Consider the following 15842-nt stretch of genomic DNA (forward strand, 5'->3'; position numbering starts at 1 on the left):
GTAGCGCGCACACCCCCGAAGGCGTGCGCCTTCGCCTCCCTCCCGGTCAGAAAAACCCACGCAGCGCCAGCTCGGCCCCGAGCAGCAGCAGCCCGCAAATGAACAGCTTGCGAAAGCGCGCCGCGCTGATGCGATGGCGCAGCCACTGGCCGATGAACATGCCGGCGAGCGCCGGCACCAGCGCCAGCAACGATGCCCCCAGCACCGGCGTGTGCAGCAGCGCGCCGTTCATCGCCAGGCTCACCGCAAGCGCGATGGTGGACACCGTAAACGACAAGCCGAGCGCCTGCACCAGCGTCTCCCGGTCCAGGCCCAGCCCCTGGATATACGGCACCGCCGGAATCACGAACACGCCCGTGACCGCCGTGATCGCGCCGGTGACCACGCCGATCAGCGGCGCCAGCCAGCGCTCGGCGGCGGTCGGCACCTTGAGGTGGAAGGCAACCAGCCCCAGCGCCGCGTACAGCACCAGCGCCACGCCCAGCCATGCGGTGGCATGCACCATCAGGCTGGGCGGCAGCAGCGCGGCAGCCAGCCACGTGCCCACGCAGATCGCAGCCAGCAGGGGCCACATCCGCTGCACCAGTTCGCCAAGCCGCGGCCCGGTGTAGAGCTGTACGACGTTGGTTACCATCGATGGCGCGACCAGCAGCGCCGCGGCCTGCGCCGGCGGCATCGCCAGCCCCAGCAGCCCTACCGCCACGGTAGGCAGCCCAAGCCCCACCACACCCTTGACCAGGCCGGCAAGCAAGAAGGTGAAGCCGATCAGCGTGGTCTGCCCATTCAGGAAAATCGATTCCATGTCCCCTTCACTCCGCCGGCGACGTGGGCGCCGCAATGGGGGCATGCACGGCGCGGCTGTCCGCCGGCGCCTGGTCGCGTTCGTTCAGGCCGTAGTCGCGCAGCACCTGCGCCACGCGCAGCCGATAGCCCGCGAACACGCCGCCACGCCCGGCCGACTGCGCCAGCCGATGCTCCTCGGTATTGCGCCACGCCATGACCGCGGCCTCGTCGCGGAAGAACGACAGCGACAGCAGCTTGCCCGGGTTGGTCAGGCTCTGGAAGCGCTCCACCGAGATAAAGCCGTCGATCGCCTCCAGCGTAGGCCGCAGTTGCGCGGCGATCTGCATGTACGTGTCCTTGCGGCCCTCGGCGGGCTCGACTTCGAAGATGACTGCGATCATGGTGGGGGTCCTTTGATTGTCGCTTTTAGCGTTGCTTCACAGAAAATGCGGAATGCGTGCGTTGACCGAGGGCCGATAGCGGAATGCGCGCGCCAGCGACGCCGCATCCGCACCACGCGCCAGCAGCGCGGCCACCACGGCCTGCGCCACCGCGCACGCCAGCGCATCGCCAGGGCACGCGTGACGGCCACGCCCGAAGGTCCAGGGCGCAGGCGTCGCCGCCTCGCTCTCTTCAAGTGAGGCGGCCGCCAGCACGACCAGCACCGCATCGCCCGCCTTCAGGTCCGCCCCGCACAAGCGCGCATCGGCAGCCAGGAAGCGGCGGGTGTTCTGCACCGGCGGATCCTCCCGCAGCACGCGCGCGGCCACGCTGTCCAACGCGGGCAGCTCCCGCTCATGGGACGTATCCCGGCCGAGGCACAGCAGCATGTTGCCGACCAGGCCGGCGGTGGCCTCGCACGCCTGGATCAGCAGGCCGATGGCATTGGTGACAATGATCTCCTGTGCCACCCCAGCCGCAAACGCTTCCTGCACCAGCGTGTCCAGCGCCGACGCGGATGACAGGCGCGCGCGCATCCACGCCTGGAGCCAGGCGGCGGCCTCGCTCCCTTCGGCAATCTCCGGCGCTGTGGCCAGCGGCGACATGGCCCGCGCGGAGGCCGCCACCTGCCCCGCTACGCCAGGCTTGCCGGTCACCGGCAAGCCGAGTGCATCGGCTACCGCCAACACCGGCAAGGTGAACATCCAACGGTTGACGCAGGCACCGGGCTGGGTGGCATCGAACGACATCTCCTGCGCCAGCGCTGAGACGCGCGAGCCCATGCCGGCAAGCTCCAGGCACGCCATGCGCTTGCGCAGCACGCCCTTGAGCGGCGCATGCCAATCCCCATCGTTCATACGGATCAAGCCGCCGAACAACGCGCCGGCCGGACTGCCTGCCAGCGCTGGCGGCACGGCTTGCGCGGGCGGCCGCACGCGGCAGGCGGGATGGGCCAGCACGGCCTCCACCTCGGCGGCGCCGGCGGCGATCCAAAGCCCGAGCGCTTCATCGCGATAGAAGGGCCGCTGTGCGGCGAGGGTGCGGTAGTACGGCGCCGGATCGGGATGGGTCACGGCGGCTAGCGGATCGGGGGGCATCGGCATGGCGGTTGGCAACGAGGTTGATAACGGGCAGTATGCGTCTATACTGCGATCGTTGTTTCATCGCGGAATGAACTATGGAATACGCTCCCAGCATCAGCCAGATGGCCGGCCTGCTTGCCGACCCGGGACGGGCCGCCATGTTGTGGGCGCTGATGGACGGCAGCGCCCGCCCGGCGGGCGAACTTGCGGCCATAGCCGGCTTGTCGGCATCGTCCACCAGCGGCCACCTTGCGCGCCTCAGTGAAGGCGGCCTGCTCGCCGTGCAGACGCGCGGCCGCAATCGCTACTACCGGCTCGCCACGCCGGAAATCGGCGTAGCCATCGAGGCGCTCGCCAGCGCGTCGCTGGCCAGCCAGCCGCCGCGCGTGCGCGCGGTGCCCGCATCGCGCACCGCGCCGGCGGCCTTGCGCCAGGCGCGCACCTGCTATGACCACCTGGCGGGCGAGCTAGCGGTTTCCCTGTTCGAACGCATGTCGCATGCCAGCTGGATCGTGGTGGACGGCACGGCGGTGGACCTCACCGACAGCGGCAGTGCGGGCATGGTGCAGCTTGGCGTGGACCTGGATCTCGCGCGCCGCAAGCGGCGCCAGTTTGCCTGCACCTGCCCCGACTGGAGCGAGCGCAAGCCGCACCTTGGCGGCGCGCTTGGCGCGGCGCTGCTTGAGAGCATGATGGCCCACAGCTGGATCGAGCCCACGGCCACATCGCGCGCGCTGCGCGTGACGCCGCGCGGGCAACGCGAGATCCTGCGCATTGCCGGCTGAGCGTTCGCGCGGGCCTGGATACCTTTTACCGTTTTCAATGCGCCGAGCCGGCGCCGCACCGATGGAGGGCTGATGCGATGAGCGACGAACTGAATGACGAGGTGCGCGAGGCGCTCTGGCGCCTGATCGAGCTGATCAACTTCGACGACGCAGCCATGGTGGAGAAGCACCAGATGCTGTTCGACGAAGCCCTCGCCAACTCGGACGACGCGGATGCGGTCGAAGGCCAGGAGCTGCTCTGGATCCTGAAGGACGTGATCGACTGGGAAGCGGGCTTCTATGTGGACTGGAAGGACGCCACGTCCTTCATCAGCTGCATGGACGAGCTGTGCGCCAGGGTCGATATCGAGCTGGACTGGGGCGTGGAGGATCCGGAGGACGAGGCGTTCCTGGAGAAGGCCAGCGTGCCGGAACTGATGGAACTGGCTCATGAACAGTTGCGGCTGGCCGGCATCACGCTCTGGAACTGGAACACCGATGGCGATGCCTATGCGGGCTGGATCGCCCGCGGCGAGGATGACGAAGAAATGACCACCGTGGCCGAAACGCTGGGCCTGGAGATCAGGACCGGCGACCAGCCGTATTGAGCCAGCAGGGGCCGATCAGCCGGTCAGCCCGACCCCAACCGCGCCCGGCCGGTCCGTGCTGCCCAAGGTCCGCTCCAGCACTTCCAGGAATGCCCTGACGCTGGCCGGCATCAACTTGCGCGCGGGCATCAGCACAAACACCTTCAGCGGCGACGACGTATACGCCGGCAGCACCCGCACCAGCCGGCCCTGCTCCAGCTCATCCTGCGCATAGCGCGGCGACAGCCGCGCCACGCCCAGGCCATCCGTCGCGGCCTTCAGGCGGATCTCCGCGCTCTGCGTGCGCATGCGCGGCTCCACTGCCATGCTGGCCACCTCCACACCATCGCGCAGGAATTCCCAGCGCCGGTCCTCGGCATCGCCCAGCATGGGCCAGCCGGCAAGCTCCTGCGGCGTGCGCGGCAAGCCCCGCGCGCGGATCAACGATGGCGCGGCAAAGAAGGCGCGCTCGATCCGCACCACGCGCTTGCTGGCAAAGGAGCTGTCGTGCAACCCGGTAGTCGTCATCACGAAAGCCAGGTCGTAGCCCTGCTCGACCAGGTCAGGCTGCTCCCAGCTCACGTCCACCTCCACGCGCAACTCGGGATGCAGCCGCAGCAGCAGCGTAAGGCTGGGCGAGATATGCAGGGAGCCCACCTCGTAGGGCGTGGAGATGCGCAGGGTGCCACTGACCTGCTCGCTGACCGACACCGCCTCGGCACTGATCTCGCGCAGTTCGTTAAAGAGGGGGGCGACCCGGTCATAGAGTTGCTGGCCCCGCTCGGTCACCCGCACGCGGCGCGTGGTGCGCTCGAACAGGCGCACGCCCAACTGCACTTCCAGCCGCGACACCGCCGCGCTGGCGGATGACTTCGGTACGTCGGCCAACTCCGCCCCCTTGGTAAAACTGGCGCCCTCCACCACCCGGCAGAAAATCTCCCAGTCCTTCCATTCGATCGTCTTCATGCGCCATCCCCGTTGCCCATGGCGCGCAGCGTGAGCAGTGCGCGTCAATGCAGGGGATTGTCCCATACGGCGAACAATGACGCGCTGGCGACTAACGGGCAGATATGCCTCCAAATCTCTCCTTGATTATTTACATCGTAAATCTACACTGTAAATTATCGTTGCCGAAGCATCGTTGAAGCGGATGGCGAATGTATCAATCAGCACACGTACTCATCGCCTCAAACCACCAGACATGGCAAGAAACCTCACCCAGGAAGAGATCGACGCGTTCAAGGCCCGCCTGTGCGCGGTAGCTGAGCGGCGCTTCGCCGAAGGCGGCGTGGCCAGCGTGAGCATGCGCCAGCTCGCCGAGGAACTGGGCTGCAGCCCGATGACGCCCTACCGTTATTTCAAGGACAAGGACGACATCCTGGCGGCGGTACGCACGGCGGCGTTCGACCGTTTCGCCGCCACCCTTGAGGCCGCCGGTGCCAGCGTTGCCGAGCCGCGCGAGCGCGCGCGCGCCGTGGGCGAGGCGTACCTCGCCTTTGCCTTTGCCGAGCCCAACGCCTACCGGCTGATGTTCGACATGACCCAGCCGGGCGACGACCGCTACCCGGACCTGGAACGCGCCGGTTCGCGTGCGCGCCGCACCATGAGCGCGCACCTGGAGACCATGGTGGAGCGCGGCCTGATCCATGGCGACCCGCAGGTGCTGAGCTATGTGATCTGGGCCTCGATCCACGGGCTGGTAATGCTGCGCCTGGCCGGCAAGCTGCCCGGCGACCCCGATTTCCGCGTCATTCACGCCGAGATGTTGCGGCTGCTGGCTTCGGGCATGCGCGTGCCCATGCCCGAAGCCGGTCACGAAGCGGGTCACGAAGCCAGTAGTGAACCCATCCCCCCGGCTACGCCGAAGCCAACCCGGCAGCAGAGCAAAAGGAGCAACCAATGAGCCAGCCGTTCCCGTCCACCCCCTATCTCAGCGGCAACTTCGCCCCCATCCTGATGGAGTGCGACGCACCCGACCTGCCGGTGCTGGGCGAGCTGCCGCGCGCGCTGCACGGCACGCTCTACCGCAACGGGCCAAACCCGCAGTACGCCCCGCGCGATGCGCAGTACCACTGGTTTATCGGCGACGGCATGGTGCACGCCTTCCATATCGAGGACGGCCGCGTGCGCTACCGCAACCGCTGGGTGCGCACCAACAAATTCCAGCGCGAGCAGGCCGCGGGGCAGGCGCTGTTCGGCAGCTGGGGCAACCCGGCCACCACCGATCCGTCGGTGCTCGGGCAGAACGACGGCGTGGCCAACACCAATATCCTCTGTCACGCCGGGCGCCTGTTGGCGCTGGAAGAGGCCGACCTGCCCGTGGAGCTGGACGCCGAGACCCTCGCCACGCGCGGCGACGTCGACTACGGCGGCAAGCTCACCGGTGCCATGACCGCGCACCCCAAGGTGGACCCGGTGACCGGCGAGATGGTGTTCTTCGCGTACTCGGCCGACGGCCCCTTCACCCCCGGCATGCGCTACGGCGTGGTGGATCGCAACGGGCAGCTGCAGCGCCTCGAACACTTCGAAGCGCCGTTCCCCAGCATGGTCCACGATTTCATGGTCACGCATAAGCATGTGCTGTTTCCCATCCTGCCGCTCACCGGCAGCATGGAGCGCGCCATGCGCGGCGAGCCGGCTTACGCGTGGGAGCCGCAAAAGGGCTCGCACATCGGCATCATGCCGCGCAACGGTGGCACCGCGCAGATGCGCTGGTTCCGCGGCGAGGCCTGCTACGTGTTCCATGTGATGAATGCCTGGGACGCCGGCAACAAGGTCATCGCCGACGTGATGCAGTATGAATCCTCCCCCATCTTCAATCCCAACGGCAGCGGCACCGGCGTCGGCGCGCGGCTGTGCCGCTGGACCTTCGACATGGCCGGCAAGTCGGATACCTTCACGCGCGAGTACCTGGACGACACGGCGGGCGAGTTCCCGCGCTTCGATGAGCGCTTCTCCACGCTGCCTTATCACCATGGCTATTACGTCTTCCGCCGGCATGAGAGCAGCGAGCGCGGCGGCTACGACAGCCTGGCCCATCTGGACATGCGCAGCGGCAAGCGCGCCACCTACCAGCTGCCCGCGGGCGATGCCTTTTCCGAACCGGTGTTCGTGCCGCGCGCGGCCGACAGCGCCGAAGGCGATGGCTGGCTGCTGGCCACCGTCTACCGAGGCGCCGAGGTCCGCAGCGACCTGGTGGTGTTCGACGCCGGCGGCGTGGCCGACGGACCGGTGGCCACGGTACAGCTTTCGCATCGCGTGCCGTTTGGCTTCCACGGCAACTGGCACGGCGCGGACTGAGCCCGCGACACGACACAACAAGCAATAAGAGACGCACCGAGACACGCACTGACGTCCATCGACGTCCACTGCCTGGCGGCCGGGCATGATCCGGGCCGCAACACCGACTCAAGGAGAGCAGCATGGGAATGCTGATTGGATTTGCCCCGTTCGTCGCTTTTTTCATCGCCATGCGGCGCATCTCGCCGCTCGCCGGCCTGGCCGCGGCGGCGGCGCGGCGAATCGCTCAAGGTGCTGGAGCTTGGCAGCCTGGCCCTGTTCGCGCTGCTGCTGCTCTATACCGTCATCGCCGCGCCTCAATGGACCGTGGCCACGGTGCGGCTCGCGGTGGACGCCGGCCTGCTGGCAATCGTGCTGGTCTCGCTGGCGATCGGACGCCCGTTCACGCTGCAATATGCCCGCGAGCAGGTGCCCAAGGAATACTGGGATTCGCCGCGCTTCCTGGCGGTGAACCGGCATATCACGCTGGCGTGGGCCGCCGCCCTGGCCGTGATGGTGGCCGCCGACGCGGCGGCGGAATACGTCAGCGCGATCCCGTTGTGGGTCGATGTGGCGGCGACGGTGGCTGCGTTCGCCGGCGCCGTCATCTTCACGGTGCGCTACCCGGCGGCCGTGCGGCGGGCGGCCGAAGCCGCGGCGGGTGAGACGGCGGCCTAGGCCGCCGCCGGGCTTCAATGCTCGAACATGATCACCGAGCGCGCCAGCTCGCCGCGGCGCAGTTCGTCAAAGGCCTCGTTGATGTTCTCCAGCGGCATGCGGCGCGAGATCAGCTCGTCCAGCTTGAGCTTCCCCGACAGATAGAAATCCACCAGCCGCGGCATGTCCACCGGGAAGCGGTTGGAACCCATCATCGAGCCCTGGATGCGCTTCTCGGCCAGGAAGTCCGTGCCCTTGATCTCGATCTTCACGCCCGGCGCGATCATGCCGATCACCGTGGCGGTGCCGCCGCGGCGCAGCATGGAGAAGGCCTGCTCGGCGGTCTGCTTCAGGCCGATGGCTTCGAACGCGTGGTGCACGCCGCCACGGGTAAGCTCGCGCACGGCTTCCACCGCATCCACGTCAGCCGCATTGATCACATCGGTTGCGCCAAATTGCTTGGCAAGCTCCAGCTTGCCGGGCACCCGGTCGATGGCGATGATGCGGCCCGCGCCGGCAATGGCCGCGCTGTTGATGGTGGCCAGGCCGATGCCGCCGCAGCCGATCACCGCCACGGTCTCGCCCGGGCTCACGCGGGCAGTGTGGATGACCGCGCCCATGCCGGTGGTCACCGCGCAGCCGATCAGCGCGGCACGGTCCAGCGGCATGTCGCGGCGGATGGCCACCAGCGCGTGCTCGTGGATCAGCATCTGCTCGGCAAAGGCGGAGAGGTTCAGGAACTGGTTCATGGGCGCGCCCTTGGCCAGCAGACGCGGCTCCTCGCCCTCGCGGCGCTTGGTGTCGGGCTCCACGCACAGCGACAGGTGGCCCGTCAGGCAGTGCTCGCAATGGCCGCAATAGGCCGACAGGCAGGTGATCACATGATCGCCGGGCTTGACCGTGCGCACTTCGGAACCCACCTGCTCGACCACGCCGGCCGCCTCATGCCCAAGCACCACCGGCATCGGGAAGGGATAGGCGCCATCTAGGAAATGCAGGTCCGAGTGGCAAACGCCCACCGCCGCCGTGCGCAGCAGCACCTCGTGCGGGCCCGGCTTGCCGATGGCGACGTCTTCGATGACAAGCGGGGTCTTCGGTTGATGCAGGACAGCGGCTTTCATGGGTCTCCTCGTTGTTCGATATCGTTCGACACAATTCGCTACGACTCCCGTCCCCGGCAACGGCGGCGGCACGGCTACCATACAACCGAAACGCCGTTCAGTGAAGCCATAAAACGGTTCCCGCCCCCGGCCTGCCGCCCGGCCAGACGCTCAAGAATCAGGAATGCGACGCCGCCTTGTCCTGCTGCGCGGGCGCGGGCTCCGCTGCCGCTGCCGCTGCCGCCAGTTCCGCGTTGCGCTGCTGGTGGTACCTGCGCAGGATCTGCTGCGCGATCGACAGCCGCGAGGCCACCGGCACCGGGAACCGCACCAGCACATCGAGCCGGTCCGCCGCCATGGCCTCGAACATCACGCGCGGCTCGAACTGCGAGAGATCGAGAAAGCGCGAGCCGCCGTATTCCTGCAGGCTTTGCCGGGCCTCAGCCAGGAAACCAGCGCACACCTCCTCCGTGATCGCGATCAGGTCTGCCTCGACACGGTCCGGGTCGCTCTTCTCGGGCAATGGGATGCGCAGCGTGTCCAGGGTGTACTTGCCCGCCTGGGAGTGGTTGCGCACGGCGACCGTCAGCAACATGCTGTTGGGAATCTGTACCGTGGAGCCGGTGAACTGGCGCGCGCCGGCAATCTCCACCAGCGTGGTGGTGAGCGCGTCCATGTCCACCACCTCGCCGGAATGCGGGCCGATCTCCACGACATCGCCGAGCTGGAAGGGGCGCGCCATCATGCGCAGGAAGGCGCCAAGGAAACACATCACCAGTTCCTTGCCGCCGATCACGAGAGCCACCGCGAAGGCGGTCAGCGAGATCGCCACGCTCTTGAGCTCGGACACCCAGATGCCCAGCAGCAACAGGAACACCACCGCGGCCACGGCATTGCGCGAGGCCACGGTCCAGGTGCGATAGCTGCCGCGGTTGTCCTTGTCCGCCTGCTGGCGGGCCTGGAAAAAGCGGTTGATGAACTTCACGGCCAGCATGCCGGCCAGCACGATGCCGACGCTGAGCGCGATGTGTAGAAGATAGCTGTCGTTGAAGGGCAGGTTCATGAGGATCGGTCCGGATACCGCGAGGATGCAAACCCCAGATTCTAGCCATGCCGCACTGCAACCAGCGCAAAACCTGCCGCGGCCCGGCCCCGCGCCTTTCCCCGGGCGGCGTTTTCTCTTATGATGCCGCCCAATGTACCAGCCGGTAAATGTCTTGCCTTGTATCCCGCTTATCCTGCGTATCCTGCTTATTCCGCTTATCCAGCGTCATGCCGGCCGGCCCCGGTCGGATGCCGGCAGCGCCGGCAGCGTCAGTCAATGCGGGCCACGCTGGCACATACGGCTTCAGCGCTCCAATTCCTCTTATCCATGACCAGCCAGCAACCCGCCTCCCACCCTCCGCCACCCGCCTTGCGCCGCACCTTGCGCGCGCGCCATCTCACCATGATCGCCATCGGCGGCTCGATCGGCACCGGGCTGTTCGTGGCCTCCGGCGCCACCATCGCGCAGGCCGGCCCGGGCGGCGCGCTGGCGGCCTACATCCTGATCGGCGCCATGGTGTACTTCCTGATGACCAGCCTGGGCGAGCTGGCGGCGTACATGCCGGTGTCAGGATCGTTCGCCACCTACGGCGCGCTTTACGTCGAGGAAGGCTTTGGCTTCGCGCTGGGCTGGAACTACTGGTACAACTGGGCGGTGACCATCGCCGTGGAGCTGGCGGCGGCGCAGCTGGTGATGCAGTACTGGTTCCCGGATACGCCCGGGCTGCTGTGGAGCGCGCTGTTCCTCACGCTGATGTTCCTGCTCAATGCCATCTCCGTGCGCGGCTTTGGCGAGGCCGAGTACTGGTTCGCACTGGTCAAGGTAGTGACGGTGATCGCCTTTATCGTCATCGGCGTGCTGATGATCTTCGGCATCCTGCACGGCGATACGGCAGGCGTGCCGGCGGGGCTGGTGAACCTGACGGCGGGCGACGCGCCCTTCGTCGGCGGGCTGCCGGCGATGATCGGCGTGGCCATGATCGCCGGCTTTTCCTTCCAGGGCACCGAGCTGATCGGCGTGGCCGCCGGTGAATCGGCCGATCCCGCCAGGAACATCCCGCGCGCCGTGCGCCAGGTGTTCTGGCGCATCCTGCTGTTCTATGTGCTGGCGATCCTGATCATCGGCATCCTGATTCCCTACACCGACCCCAGCCTGCTCAAGAGCGATGTGGAGACGGTGGGCGTGAGCCCGTTCACGCTGGTGTTCCGCCATGCGGGACTGGCATTTGCCGCCGGGGTGATGAATGCCGTGATCCTGACCGCCGTGCTGTCGGCCGGCAACTCCGGCATGTACGCTTCCACCCGCATGCTCTACAACCTGGCGACCGAAGGCCGCGCGCCGCGCCTCTTCGCGCGCCTGACGCGCAACGGCGTGCCGCTGGCCGCGCTGCTGGCCACCACCGCGGTGGGCGCGCTGTGCTTCCTGACCTCCATGTTCGAGAGCAAGTCGGTCTACCTGTGGCTGCTGAACCTGTCAGGCATGACGGGCTTCATCGCCTGGCTCGGCATTGCCATCAGCCACTACCGCTTCCGCCGCGGCTTTGTGGCGCAGGGGCTGGACCTCTCCCGCCTGCCGTATCGCTCCCCCTTCTTCCCATACGGCCCGATCTTCGCCTTTGCGTTGTGCCTGATCGTCACGCTCGGGCAGAACTACCAGGCCTTCATGGACGGCAAGATCGACTGGGTGGCGGTGACCGCCACCTATATCGGCATCCCGATCTTCCTCGCCATCTGGCTGGGCTACCGCATCGTGCGCAAGACGCGCTTCGTGCGCTATGCCGACATGAAATTCCCGCCGCTGCTGCCCGCCCGGAGCGAGACGGTTGGCGCTCGCCTGCCCGCCACGGCGACCGGCGAATAATGAGCAGCCCGTAGCAAGCAGCAAGCAGTAAATCCTGAGAGCACATAAGAAAACCAAAGCGCTGTACTACTACTACTACAACAACAAGGAGAGTTGATTTGAAACACGCGATCCGCAAGAGCCTGCTGGCAGCCGCCGTCGGCTTCACGATGTCGGCCCACGCCGCGCCTACCCTGATCGAATCCGTGCAGGGCTACACCCTGAAGAACGACCAGGTCGCCAGCTTCACCGGCCTGGTGTTCGACCAGGGCAAGGTGCTGGCCACCGGCGACGCCGCCGCGCTGCGCGCGCAATACCCGGATGCCAAGCGTATCGACGGCCAGGGCAAGACCCTGCTGCCGGGCCTGATCGATGCACACGGCCACGTGTTCCGCCTGGGCTTCAAGACCACAGAGATTTCGCTATCGGGTACCAAGGACCTGCAGGAAGCGCAGGGCATGATCCGCGCCTACGGTGACAAGAACCCGCAGCGCAAGTGGCTGCTGGGCTACGGCTGGAACCAGGTCAACTGGAAGCTGGGCCGCTTCCCCACCGCGGCTGAACTGGACGCCGCCGTGTCGGACCGCCCTGTGCGCCTGGTGCGGGTGGACGGCCACGCCGCCTGGCTCAACACCAAGGCCATGCAGGCCGCCGGCATCACGCGCGACACCAAGGACCCGGCGGGCGGGCGCATCGAGCGCGACGCCAACGGCAACCCCACCGGCGTGCTGGTCGACAAGGCCATGGCGCTGGTCAACAACGTGATCCCGCCGTATTCGGACGACGACCGCCGCGCCGCGCTGGCCGCCGCGCTGGCGCACATGAACGCGCTCGGCCTGACCGCCGCGGGCGACGCCGGCGTGACCGCGCAGGAGGACCGCATCTACCGCGAGTTCGCCGACCAGGGCAAGCTGACCACGCGCATCTACGGCATGATCCGCGACACCGGCGACGACTTCAAGGCGCTCTCCGCCAAAGGCCCGCTCTCCGGCTACGGCAACGACCGCTACTACCTGCGCGCGGTCAAGCTGTACGGCGACGGCGCACTCGGCAGCCGCGGCGCGGCGCTGATGGCACCCTACTCGGATGACCATGTGCACAGCGGCCTGCTGTTCATGAGCGACGCGGCCATGCAAGCCAGCGTCAAGACGGCGATCAAGGCCGGCTACCAGGTCAACGTGCACGCCATCGGGGACGCCACCAACCACCAGGTGCTGGACGCCATCGAAGTTGCCTACAAGGAAGTCGGCGGCCGCGAACTGCGCAACCGCATCGAGCACGCGCAGGTGGTAGCGCTGCCGGACATCCCGCGCTTCAAGCAGCTCGACCTGATCGCCTCGATGCAGCCCACCCATGCCACCAGCGACATGAACATGGCTGAGGACCGCATCGGCAAGGAACGCATCAAGGGCGCCTACGCCTGGCAGACCATGCTCAAGCAAGGCACCGTGATCGCCGGCGGCTCGGACTTCCCGGTGGAGTCTGCCAATCCCTTCTACGGCCTGCACGCAGCGGTCACGCGTACCGACCACGAAGGCCGCCCGATCAAGGGCTGGCATTCTGAGGAAGCCATGACCCTGACCCAGGCCTTCCGCGCCTTCACGCTGGACGCCGCCTATGCGGAGCACCAGGAAAAGACGCTGGGCTCGCTGGAGCCGGGCAAGTGGGCCGACTTCATCCTGGTCGACCAGGACCTGTTCAAGGTGGCGCCGGCCGAGATCTGGAAGACCCGCGTGACCCAGACATGGGTGGCGGGTGAACGGGTGTACGCGCAGGCCGACAAGCCCTGAGCGGAACTTGATGCCACAAGGCTGAGGACAGCCGCGCGGCTAAAGACTTGACCACTACAGTCGCTCCCTCTCCCCTCACGGGGAGAGGGTTGGGGAGAGGGGCGGTTTGGCTAGGCGCCACCTGAAGCGAAGCCCATGGTGTTTTCCAGCACGCAGGCGTGACGAGCGCCCGCCCTCTCCCCCAGCCCCTCTCCCGCGCGCGGGAGAGGGGAGCACGACAACACAGATCCGGCTCTGTCAGCAGTCTGGGGCCGGCCTTGCGCCGGCCCTTCTTCTTTGCGCTCGCCCCGCCCCCGGCTCCTGTTGCAAACCGGCCGCGGGGCAGTCCAGCTCCATGGCGTTCACTGCGAGCTCGCGTGACGCGCGCGCACATTACAAAAAAAAGCGATCGTGCTGCTGCACGAAATAATGCACCGAGGATCTGGACGAAGAACCTCATCCTTCGAAAATCTGGCCGGATAAATGTGAAAGCCACGCCTCCGCGCGCACAGAAAAGGGGATGTCAGATGCCGGCGCAATCAACGGTGTGACATGCTGCTCTTACATCTTTTTACAGCAGCCGCCGGTCTTCTTGGCTAGCCTTCATTCACTCGCCAACGCACAGCGAACACGAGTCCTGCGCATCCGCGAGTGTCGTTTATGGCCATTGGGCCATGCGCAATCGCCCCACTCCGGCGGTCAGCCGGAGCGCGGGCAATCAACGGACCGGTACGCCCCGGCCCACACAAAGGTGCGCAAGCGGCCCGGCTGGGCTGCAACACAACGCATCGCGGATAAATAAATTGGGGGACAGGTTTTACCAGGAACGAGCGGTCTCGCGGACACGCCCGATGCTATCGGCTTGCCGTTTGTCTTTGCGAACCCGCATCGCGCGAACTTGCCAAAGAGGATGCCATGAGCGAAAAACTGGAACACAGCCGCCCGCCGGCCACGCATCTGCCAACACTACGCACGGACGAACTGGCACCCGCGAGAGGCGGCCGCGAACTGAGCAAACGCCCGCTCTGGCATGTGGTGCCGCGCCTGACCAGCTACGCCGTGGCCATCTTCATCGTCTGGGTGATCCTGACCGTGATGTTCCCGCCAGTGTTCACGCGCTCATCGGAACGCGCCGTGGTCGATGGTCCGGTCAACCTGGTCACCACGCCGGTCGAAGGCGTTGTCGCTGGCCAGCACGTTGCGGTGGGGACATCCTTCGCGCCCGGAGACACGCTGATGAGCGTGCAGAATCCCAATATCGACCGCGCGCTGCTGGTCGAACTGACCGGCAAGAAGCTCGACACCCAGCAACGCTACGACGCCGCCAAGGCCAAGCTCGAAGGGGACCAGAGCCGCCTCGCCGCAACCGACCAGGAGACAAAGAAGTACCAGGCTGCCGCGCAGGCCGAGCATGCCGCCAAGATCCGTGGGATCGAAGCGCGCATGGCGGTCGCCAGGGAACAGGTAGACCAGCAGGAGGACGTGGTGAACCGCAACCAGGCCATGCAATGGGCGGGCGCGGTCAGCGAGGCCTACACCAATGCCTCGCGCTACCAGTTGTCGATCCTGTCGAACTCCAAGGAGGCGATACGCGCCGAACTCGACAACGCGCTCAGCAGCAGCCAGGCGGCCAAGGGCAAGGTGTATCTCTCCAGCACCGACGGCGCGGTGTCCACGCTGGCGCAGCGGCATGACGAGCTGACGGCGGAGATCACCCAGCTCCAGGCGGAGCTGACCCAGCTCGAGCAGTACGGCAAGTCGGTCGACACCTTGATCGCGGAGGAAGAGCAGCGTCTGCAGCGCATGTCCAACCTGGATATCAAGGCCTACGATACGGGCATGGTCCAGGACGTGCTCGCGCCGCCGGGCACGCGCGTCGCGGCCGGCGCGACGTTGCTGCGCAGTACCAACTGCGCGCAACCCCGCGTGGTGGCGGTATTCCCGCGCAGCCTGAGCAACGATATGTTGCCCGGCGCTAAGGTCACGGTGCGCGTTGACGGCGTTGGCACGCCAATGTCCGGCAAGGTGGCCGAGATCCTGCCGCGCGCGCCGGATGGCGAGCAAGCGCGTTACTTCGTGCCGTTCCCGCCCATCGAGAAGAACGAGATCTACCTGATCGCCAAGCTGGACAAGCCGCTGCCGGCGCCGCCGCAACAGGGCGCGGCCACCTCGGCGGACCGCTGCGCGATGGGCCGCTGGGCCAAGGTCAGCCTGGACCAGCCGTGGTGGGGCCACATGCGCACGCTGATCTGATGGCCGCAAACCCGACGCAAGGCAGGAGACCGCCATGAACAGGGCTTCACTCACCTTACGCCGCTGGCTGCTGCCGCCGTTGCTGCTGGCCAGCGTGACGGGGCTGGCCACGCTGCTGGCATCGCCCGCCGCCGGCGCGCAGGCGCCGCCAACGCAAGCGCGGGAGCAGTTGCTGGCGGGCGCATGCCAGGCCATTGCCGCGCGGGTCGCGGCGGTGGCAGGACAGGGACCAGCGATGCCCGG

14 protein-coding genes and 1 pseudogene are annotated in these 15842 nt (G+C 67.1%); 9 read left to right on the top strand and 6 right to left on the bottom strand.

What is annotated here, in order from left to right:
• Window positions 1-46: 46 nt before the first annotated feature.
• Genes ACGLHR_RS33430 through ACGLHR_RS33440 form a run of 3 tightly spaced genes read right to left on the bottom strand, consistent with a single transcriptional unit; the run spans window position 47 to window position 2327 of the window.
• The gene (locus ACGLHR_RS33430; RefSeq protein WP_400099184.1) at window positions 47-802 is read right to left on the bottom strand and encodes a sulfite exporter TauE/SafE family protein; all 756 of its coding nucleotides are present in this window, start codon (window positions 800-802) and stop codon (window positions 47-49) included.
• Between the two features lie 7 nt (window positions 803-809).
• Window positions 810-1184 carry an antibiotic biosynthesis monooxygenase family protein gene (locus ACGLHR_RS33435; protein WP_400099185.1) on the bottom strand — a complete coding sequence of 125 codons (375 nt, stop codon included), beginning with the start codon at window positions 1182-1184 and terminating at the stop codon, window positions 810-812.
• Window positions 1185-1220: 36 nt separating this feature from the next.
• Window positions 1221-2327 (bottom strand): cytochrome P450, encoded by a 1107-nt coding sequence (locus tag ACGLHR_RS33440; protein ID WP_400099187.1) that lies wholly within the window; start codon window positions 2325-2327, stop codon window positions 1221-1223.
• 74 nt (window positions 2328-2401) lie between these two features.
• Here ACGLHR_RS33440 and ACGLHR_RS33445 point away from each other — a divergent pair, with 74 nt between their 5' ends.
• Together ACGLHR_RS33445 and ACGLHR_RS33450 are read left to right on the top strand one after the other, a co-directional pair.
• Window positions 2402-3091: a helix-turn-helix transcriptional regulator gene (locus ACGLHR_RS33445; RefSeq protein WP_318238029.1), complete on the top strand. Its 690-nt coding sequence runs from the start codon at window positions 2402-2404 to the stop codon at window positions 3089-3091.
• A gap of 77 nt (window positions 3092-3168) precedes the next feature.
• Entirely contained in the window at window positions 3169-3678 is a 510-nt protein-coding gene (locus tag ACGLHR_RS33450; protein WP_400099189.1) for a hypothetical protein, read from the top strand.
• Between the two features lie 15 nt (window positions 3679-3693).
• On the opposite strand, the gene ACGLHR_RS33455 is transcribed toward ACGLHR_RS33450, so the two are convergent.
• Window positions 3694-4623: a LysR family transcriptional regulator gene (locus tag ACGLHR_RS33455; protein WP_400099191.1), complete on the bottom strand. Its 930-nt coding sequence runs from the start codon at window positions 4621-4623 to the stop codon at window positions 3694-3696.
• Between the two features lie 235 nt (window positions 4624-4858).
• Here ACGLHR_RS33455 and ACGLHR_RS33460 point away from each other — a divergent pair, with 235 nt between their 5' ends.
• The 3 genes from ACGLHR_RS33460 to ACGLHR_RS33470 all read left to right on the top strand — a co-directional run bounded on the left by ACGLHR_RS33460 (window position 4859) and on the right by ACGLHR_RS33470 (window position 7614).
• Window positions 4859-5560, top strand: coding sequence for a TetR/AcrR family transcriptional regulator (locus ACGLHR_RS33460; protein WP_400099193.1), 702 nt, complete (start codon window positions 4859-4861; stop codon window positions 5558-5560).
• Entirely contained in the window at window positions 5557-6957 is a 1401-nt protein-coding gene (locus ACGLHR_RS33465) for a carotenoid oxygenase family protein (protein WP_400099195.1), read from the top strand. Before ACGLHR_RS33460 ends, ACGLHR_RS33465 begins: the two co-directional genes overlap by 4 nt.
• A 135-nt stretch (window positions 6958-7092) precedes the next feature.
• Window positions 7093-7614 carry a hypothetical protein gene (locus ACGLHR_RS33470; RefSeq protein ID WP_400099196.1) on the top strand — a complete coding sequence of 174 codons (522 nt, stop codon included), beginning with the start codon at window positions 7093-7095 and terminating at the stop codon, window positions 7612-7614.
• Between the two features lie 14 nt (window positions 7615-7628).
• On the opposite strand, the gene ACGLHR_RS33475 is transcribed toward ACGLHR_RS33470, so the two are convergent.
• Together ACGLHR_RS33475 and ACGLHR_RS33480 are read right to left on the bottom strand one after the other, a co-directional pair.
• Window positions 7629-8714, bottom strand: coding sequence for a Zn-dependent alcohol dehydrogenase (locus ACGLHR_RS33475; protein WP_318238035.1), 1086 nt, complete (start codon window positions 8712-8714; stop codon window positions 7629-7631).
• Between the two features lie 157 nt (window positions 8715-8871).
• On the bottom strand, window positions 8872-9756 hold the full coding sequence (locus tag ACGLHR_RS33480) for a mechanosensitive ion channel family protein (protein WP_400099198.1): 885 nt from the start codon (window positions 9754-9756) through the stop codon (window positions 8872-8874).
• A 309-nt stretch (window positions 9757-10065) separates the two neighbouring features.
• Here ACGLHR_RS33480 and ACGLHR_RS33485 point away from each other — a divergent pair, with 309 nt between their 5' ends.
• The 4 genes and pseudogenes from ACGLHR_RS33485 to ACGLHR_RS33500 form a co-directional block, all read left to right on the top strand.
• Entirely contained in the window at window positions 10066-11598 is a 1533-nt protein-coding gene (locus tag ACGLHR_RS33485; protein WP_400099200.1) for an amino acid permease, read from the top strand.
• A gap of 98 nt (window positions 11599-11696) precedes the next feature.
• Window positions 11697-13367, top strand: coding sequence for an amidohydrolase (locus tag ACGLHR_RS33490; protein WP_400099202.1), 1671 nt, complete (start codon window positions 11697-11699; stop codon window positions 13365-13367).
• 894 nt (window positions 13368-14261) lie between these two features.
• Window positions 14262-15599 carry an HlyD family secretion protein gene (locus tag ACGLHR_RS33495; RefSeq protein WP_400099203.1) on the top strand — a complete coding sequence of 446 codons (1338 nt, stop codon included), beginning with the start codon at window positions 14262-14264 and terminating at the stop codon, window positions 15597-15599.
• A 34-nt stretch (window positions 15600-15633) separates the two neighbouring features.
• Window positions 15634-15842: pseudogene (locus ACGLHR_RS33500) on the top strand (hypothetical protein); the annotation flags it as partial.

The sequence above is a fragment of the Cupriavidus sp. CuC1 genome, from assembly GCF_044627735.1.
GTDB lineage: Bacteria > Pseudomonadota > Gammaproteobacteria > Burkholderiales > Burkholderiaceae > Cupriavidus > Cupriavidus ulmosensis.